Source organism: Brevundimonas sp. (assembly GCF_031082345.1).
Taxonomy (GTDB): domain Bacteria; phylum Pseudomonadota; class Alphaproteobacteria; order Caulobacterales; family Caulobacteraceae; genus Brevundimonas.
The window spans coordinates 1-6,014 of sequence record NZ_JAVHLH010000178.1; the positions used below are offsets into that span (position 1 = coordinate 1).

General features: G+C 69.0%; 7 protein-coding genes. All 7 read right to left on the reverse strand.

The annotated features are described in order from the left end of the window. Nucleotides 1–77: 77 nt before the first annotated feature. Entirely contained in the window at nucleotides 78–1,865 is a 1,788-nt protein-coding gene (locus RDU12_RS11360; RefSeq protein ID WP_300291820.1) for an acyl-CoA dehydrogenase C-terminal domain-containing protein, read from the reverse strand. 4 nt (nucleotides 1,866–1,869) lie between these two features. Further along, the gene (locus RDU12_RS11365; RefSeq protein WP_300291818.1) at nucleotides 1,870–2,355 is read right to left on the reverse strand and encodes a MerR family DNA-binding transcriptional regulator; all 486 of its coding nucleotides are present in this window, start codon (nucleotides 2,353–2,355) and stop codon (nucleotides 1,870–1,872) included. A 110-nt stretch (nucleotides 2,356–2,465) separates the two neighbouring features. Then, nucleotides 2,466–2,888 (reverse strand): DoxX family protein, encoded by a 423-nt coding sequence (locus RDU12_RS11370; protein ID WP_300291816.1) that lies wholly within the window; start codon nucleotides 2,886–2,888, stop codon nucleotides 2,466–2,468. A gap of 297 nt (nucleotides 2,889–3,185) precedes the next feature. Then, nucleotides 3,186–4,652, reverse strand: a complete 1,467-nt coding sequence (locus RDU12_RS11375; protein WP_308684674.1) for a protein adenylyltransferase SelO family protein — start codon at nucleotides 4,650–4,652, stop codon at nucleotides 3,186–3,188. Between the two features lie 53 nt (nucleotides 4,653–4,705). Next, nucleotides 4,706–5,143: a Na+/H+ antiporter subunit G gene (locus RDU12_RS11380; protein WP_300291927.1), complete on the reverse strand. Its 438-nt coding sequence runs from the start codon at nucleotides 5,141–5,143 to the stop codon at nucleotides 4,706–4,708. Next, entirely contained in the window at nucleotides 5,140–5,421 is a 282-nt protein-coding gene (locus RDU12_RS11385; RefSeq protein ID WP_300291928.1) for a K+/H+ antiporter subunit F, read from the reverse strand. The genes RDU12_RS11380 and RDU12_RS11385 overlap by 4 nt, the downstream gene beginning before the upstream one ends. Further along, a complete protein-coding gene (locus RDU12_RS11390; protein WP_300291930.1) occupies nucleotides 5,418–5,909 on the reverse strand; it encodes a Na+/H+ antiporter subunit E in 492 nt (163 codons plus the stop codon). The genes RDU12_RS11385 and RDU12_RS11390 overlap by 4 nt, the downstream gene beginning before the upstream one ends. Between the last annotated feature and the right edge of the window lie 105 nt (nucleotides 5,910–6,014).

The following is a 6,014-nucleotide window of genomic DNA, read 5'->3' on the forward strand; positions in this document are numbered from 1 at the left end:
TGCACGCCTGGCCGGCCCCACCCGGTCGTCGCTTTCGCGCCGACCGCCCTCCCCGGGACGGGGAGGGAGAAATCAGATCAGAACGCCTCCGCCGGCATCGCCATCAGCACTTCGGCGCCCGACTTCACCTTGGCCAGATGGGCCCCGGCGTCGGGCAGGATGCGCTCGACGAAATAGCGGCCGGTCATCAGCTTGTTGGCGTAGAACGGGTCGGTCGAGCCGGCGTCGATCTGCTTCTGCGCGGCGATCGCCATCTGGGCCCAGCAATAGGCCAGCGCCGTCAGGCCGAAGATGTGCAGATAGTCGGTGCTCGCCGCCCCGGCGTTGTCCGGATTCTGCATGCCGTTCTGCATCAGCCACATGGTGGCCTCCTGCAGCTTCTTCTTGGCGTCGGCCAGGCCGTCGACGAAGGGCTTCACCGTCTCGCCGGCGCCGCCGTTCTCGACCACGAAGGCGTCGATCTCGGCGAACCAGGTCATGATGGCCCGGCCGCCGTTGGCCGGCAGCTTGCGTCCCACCAGATCCAGCGCCTGGATGCCGTTGGCGCCCTCGTAGATCATGGTGATCCGCGCATCGCGCAGATATTGCGACGCCGGGAAATGCTCGGTGTAGCCGCTGCCGCCGTGCACCTGCATCGCCAGGCTGGCGACGTGGAAGCCCTTGTCGGTCAGATAGGCCTTCAGCACGGGGGTGATCAGACCCATGTAGTCGCGCGCCTTCTGGGCCTCGGCCTCGTCATTCGAATGCTGCAGGTCGGCCTGCAGGGCGGTCCACAGGGTGAAGGCCTGGCCGCCCTCGATGAAGGCCTTGGCCTCCAGCAGCATCCGCCGCACGTCGGGGTGGACCATGATCGAGTCGGCGGGACCGTCCGGGTTCTTCGGCCCGGTCAGCGACCGGCCCTGCAGCCGGTCATGGGCGAACTCGACCGCGGCCTGATAGGCGGCCGAGCCGATCGACAGGCCTTGCAGGCCGGTGCCGAGGCGGGCCTCGTTCATCATGACGAACATGGCCGCCATGCCCTTGTTCTCGGTCCCGACCAGCCAACCCTTGGCGTTGTCGTAGTCCATGACGCAGGTGGCGTTGCCGTGGATGCCCATTTTGTGCTCGAGGCCGCCGCAGCCCGCGCCCTTGTTGCGCTCGCCCAGCGACCCGTCCTCGTTGACGAACACCTTGGGCACGACGAACAGGCTGATGCCCTTGATCCCGGCCGGCGCGCCCTCGATCCGGGCCAGCACCAGATGGATGATGTTGTCGGTGAAGTCGTGCTCGCCCGAGCTGATCCAGATCTTCTGGCCGGTGATGTTGTAGCTGCCGTCGCCGTTCGGGACGGCCTTGGTGCGGATCAGCCCCAGGTCCGTGCCGCACTGCGGCTCGGTCAGGTTCATGGTCCCGCCCCATTCGCCGGTGGCCATCTTGGGCAGATACATGGCCTTCTGTTCGTCGGTGCCGTTGGCGTTCAGGCCCCAGTAGGCGCCGGCCGTCAGGCCCGGATACATCGAGAAGGCGGCGCTGGCGGCGGCGGTCATCTGGCCGAAGGCCATGGCCACGACCGACGGCATGCCCTGGCCGCCGTGCTCGGGCAGGGCCGACAGGGCGGGCCAGCCGGCCTCGACCATGGCCTTGTAGGCTTCCTTCCAGCCGGTCGGGCCGGTGACCTTGCCGTTATCCCATTTGCAGCCTTCCTGATCGCCGATGCGGTTCAGGGGGGCGATGACCTCCTCGGCGAATTTCGCGCCTTCCTCGAGGATCTGGCTGACCAGGTCCGACGAGACGTCGGCGAAGCCGGGCTGGTTGGAATAGCGATCGATGTCCAGCACGTCGTTCAGGATGAACGTCAGGTCGCGGACGGGCGCCTTGTAGGCCATGGAGTTACGCTCTCGCTTTGAAGGGCTGGACGTTGTGGTCGGGATTCAGACGCGACTTCAGCAGGCTCGCGTATTCCTCGGCGCCGGGCAGCAGGTCGGGCCGGTGCTCGGACAGCTTGCGCTCCATCACGGCGCAGGCCTCCTCGGCGGTCTCGATGGCGGCGTCGAGGTCTTCGCGTTGCTGTTTCAGCGCGGCGATCTGGGCCCGGTGGCGGCGCAGGGCGACGGCCATCTGATGGGCGTTGTGATTGTCGTGGTCGTAGAGGTCCAGCATCTCCTGGATCTCCAGCAGGCTGAAACCGATGCGGCGGCCGCGCAGGATCAGCTTCAGCCGCGCCCGGTCGCGGGCGTCATAGACCCGCGTCTGGCCCTTGCGGGCCGGGGTCAGCAGGCCCTTGTCCTCATAGAAGCGCAGCGCCCGCGCCGTCGCCCCGAACTCGCGGCACAGCTGGCGGATCGAATAGGTGCGATGATCGTCGGCGGTCGCCATGCGCAAAGTCATAACTTGACGTGCACGTAAAGGGAAGCCTTCAGCGCGCGCGGAATTGCAGACGGCCGCCGGATCGCTCCAGCGGCCGCTCCATCAGCAATTCTTCGGGATCAGCGCGTTTCCCGCGCCCGATACCACAGCACCGGCGCCGTCATGGCGATCAGCACCAGATTGGTCAGGGCCAGGCCGCCCTCCAGACCGATGGCGTGAACGCCAAGCATGATCGTCTCCAGCGCCAGCAGGCCGGCGGCGGCGGTGATCAGCAGCGGACGACCGTGTTTCCACGACACCAGCGGCGCCAGCAACAGCACGGCGAGTCCGATCTCGGCGACGCCGAGGCCGCGCACCATGTTGTCCGACACCAGCGCCGGCCAACGCATCAGCTCGATAAGATTGGCCATCGGCTCGCTCAGCTTGGCGTAGCCGGCGGCGATGAAGAACATCGCCAGCCAGCCCTGCAGCGTCCAGAGCGTCAGATTGCGGTAGCTGGCGACGAGGCGCGAGCGGGCGGGGGAGAGAGCTTGAGAAGTCATTTTCTGGCACGCCCGGGGAGAGGCGCTCGTTCTATTGGCAACAGTGGCGATGTCGGATCGCCTGGCCATTTCCGCAAGGGCGCGAAGCGAGACCGTAACCATCCGTGACCGCCTTCTGCGGGAGCCCCACGGCCAAAGCGTGGCCGTATCCATAATTCCTTGTAATGCGGCAGCCGTTTCGGGCGTCTTAAGAGCGGGGCGGCGCGGACAGGTCAGGGGCGGCACGGGAACCTTCGGGAATCGGACCGGTCGGCGCCGGCTCCGAACCCCTACCGCCGCCCTGCCGCCACCCTGCTGTCAGCAGCCGGTCAGGCCCCACGCCTTCCGCGCCCGGGCCAGCCGCGCCAGCTTGGCGTGGAACGGCCCCCAGTCGTCGCCGGCGTCGATGGCGGCCCAGACCGCCTCGACCTCGTCGATCCGCATCTCCTCGGGCTCCGGCGCCGCGAACATCGGCTGCTCCAGCCGCTCGGGCCGGTCCGGCTCGTGCTCGAACAGGGCGAAGCGGAAGGCGTCGAAGACCTCGCCCTGGTACAGCTTGCCGCGCGGCCCGCCCAGCGCCCGCGCCGACGAGGCGAAGCCGCCGAACCAGTCGAAGAACAGCGGCTCCCAGCGCAGCGCCTCGCCGCCTTCGCGCAGCAGCGCCAGCGTGGTGTCCAGCAGCCTCTGGTCCGCGGCCTCGCCGAGACTCGCCACCCCCAGCCGCGCCAGAAACGCCGCCCTCAACTCGCGGATATAGGCGGGTCCAAAGCCGTTCAGCGCCTCGGTCAGCGGCGCCGCGTCGGCCGCCAGCTTCAGCGCACCGCCCAGCTGGGTCAGGGCCCAGAACACCGCCTCCGGCTGTCGGGCGAAGGCGTAGAGGCCGAACTGGTCGAAATAGGCCGCCGTGAACCCCGGCTCATAGTGCGGCAGGAACCGCCACGGCCCGTAGTCGAAGCTCTCGCCGGTGACGTTCAGATTGTCGGTGTTCAGCACCCCGTGCACGAACCCCGCCGCGATCCACCGCGCCGTCAGCCGCGCCGAGGCCTCGACCACGGCGCGCAGGAAGCCCGGCGCATCCCCGCTCGGGACGGCCGGGTGGTAGAGCGCCCGCGCATGCTCGACCAGCGCCTCGATCATGTCCGGCCGCCCGATATAGGCGGCCCGCTGGAAGGTCCCGAACCGCACATGGCTGTGCGACAGCCGCACCAGCACCGCCGAGCGGGTGGGGGAGGGCTCGTCGCCCCGCTCCAGCGCCTCGCCGGTCTCGATCAGCGAAAATGCGCGGCTGGTCGGGACGCCCAGCGCCTCCAGCATCTCCGCCGCCAGCACCTCGCGCACGCCGCCCTTCAGCGTCAGCCGCCCGTCCCCGCCGCGCGACCACGGCGTCTGGCCGGAGCCTTTCGTCCCCAGGTCGAGAAGTCGACCCGGGAGAGCGCTATCGCTCGCGCCGCGGGCGCTCGCTGCTTGAGCGCGGTCAGGGACTTCCCGCATCTGCGCCGCCAGGAACCCCCGCCCGTCGCCGATGTCCGGGTTGTAGGTGCGGAACTGGTGCCCGTGATAGCGCATGGCTGTCGGCCCCGGCTGGCCCGGCAGGGGCTCGAACCGGCCGAAATGGGCGATCCATTCCGCGTCCGTCAGCGTCTCCAGCCCCACGGTCGCCGCGGCCCGGTCGTTGCGATAGCGCAGGATCGTCTGCGGAAACGCCGCCGGCGCGACGGCGTCGCCATAGTCCGCCCCCAGATCGAAGAAGCGGGGCTCGGGGCGGTAGGCGGGGGAGACGGGCATGGGCGGCAAATGCCCCCTGCCGCCGGCGGCTGCAATGGCTGTCGGCGGCCCGGTCAGTCGCCCCGGCGCCCCGGCGGGACTTGTTGCGGCTCCGGGTCGGGGTCCTCGGCCGCGCCGTGGTAGGTGGCCCAGTCGTCGCCGCCAGGCGGCCGCGGCAGGCCGGTGACGATGCCGTCGGCCGGATTGGGATCGATGCCATGGCCCTGTCGATGCAGATGCGCCTTGGCGATCATATTGGCCGACACCGGCGCGGTCAGCAGCAGGAAGACGGTGATCAGCAACTCATGCGCCGACCATGTCCCGCCCGACGCCGGGAAATAGACCATGGAGGCGATCAGGCAGGCCCCGACGCCGAGGGTGCTGGCCTTGGTCGGTCCGTGCAGCCGGGTCATCAGCGACGGCAGCCGGGCCAGGCCCCACGACCCGATCAGGATGAAGGCCCCGCCCATGACCAGCAGGCAGGCGACCAGAATTTCGGCGGCGAGGCTCATTCGATGATGTCTCCCCGCAGCAGGAATTTGCAGTAGGCGACGGTGCCGACGAAGGCGACCATGGCCAGCAGCAGGGCCGCCTCGAAATAGGTCTGGGTCTTCCAGGCCACGCCGAACACCACGATCAGGGCGATGGCGTTGATGGTCAGGGTGTCGACCGCGAGGATGCGGTCCCCCGACGTCGGGCCGCGCACCAGTCGATACAGGTTCAGCAGGATGGCCACGCTGACGCAGGCCAGCGCGAAGGCCAGGGCGATGGACAACAGGGAACCGGTCATCGGAACACCTTCAGCAGACGGGTCTCGTACCTCTGTTTGATGCGGACGACTTCGGCCTCCGGGTCGGCGACGTCGAGCGCGTGAACCAGCAGGGCGTGGCCGTCGGCGGACACGTCGGCGGTCACCGTGCCGGGGGTCAGGGTGATGGTCCCCGCCAGTACTGTGATGGCCTCGGGTGAGCGCAGTTCCAGCGGCACCACCAGCCAGCGGGACCGCAGGTCGCGATTGCGGCGGGTCAGGATCACCCAGGCGACCTGGAAATTGGCCACGACGATGTCCCACAGGACGATGACGACATAGCCGACCAGGTCCGGGCCGAAGCGGATCTTCGGACGGCCGGGCCAGAACCGGCTGGTCGCCAGCGGGGCCACGATCCCCACGATCAGGGCGAGGAACAGGGCGCCGGCGCTGAACTCATTGACCAGCAGCATCCAGACCACGGCGACCAGGATGCTCAGGGCGGGATGGGGCAGAAGGCGGCGGATCATCGGCGGCCTCCCGAAGTCTCGCCCAGCACGGCCTCGATATAGGCCCGCGGCTCGAACAGCTGTTCCGCCGCCGCGGCCGTATAGGCGGTGACCGGCCCGGCCAGC

Excerpts from the sequence above, each read along its gene's own strand:
- RDU12_RS11360 (WP_300291820.1), bottom strand. The coding sequence starts at position 1,865 with ATGGCCTACAAGGCGCCCGTCCGCGACCTGACGTTCATCCTGAACGAC.
- RDU12_RS11365 (WP_300291818.1), bottom strand. The coding sequence starts at position 2,355 with ATGGCGACCGCCGACGATCATCGCACCTATTCGATCCGCCAGCTGTGC.
- RDU12_RS11370 (WP_300291816.1), bottom strand. The coding sequence starts at position 2,888 with ATGACTTCTCAAGCTCTCTCCCCCGCCCGCTCGCGCCTCGTCGCCAGC.
- RDU12_RS11375 (WP_308684674.1), bottom strand. The coding sequence starts at position 4,652 with ATGCCCGTCTCCCCCGCCTACCGCCCCGAGCCCCGCTTCTTCGATCTG.
- RDU12_RS11380 (WP_300291927.1), bottom strand. The coding sequence starts at position 5,143 with ATGAGCCTCGCCGCCGAAATTCTGGTCGCCTGCCTGCTGGTCATGGGC.
- RDU12_RS11385 (WP_300291928.1), bottom strand. The coding sequence starts at position 5,421 with ATGACCGGTTCCCTGTTGTCCATCGCCCTGGCCTTCGCGCTGGCCTGC.
- RDU12_RS11390 (WP_300291930.1), bottom strand. The coding sequence starts at position 5,909 with ATGATCCGCCGCCTTCTGCCCCATCCCGCCCTGAGCATCCTGGTCGCC.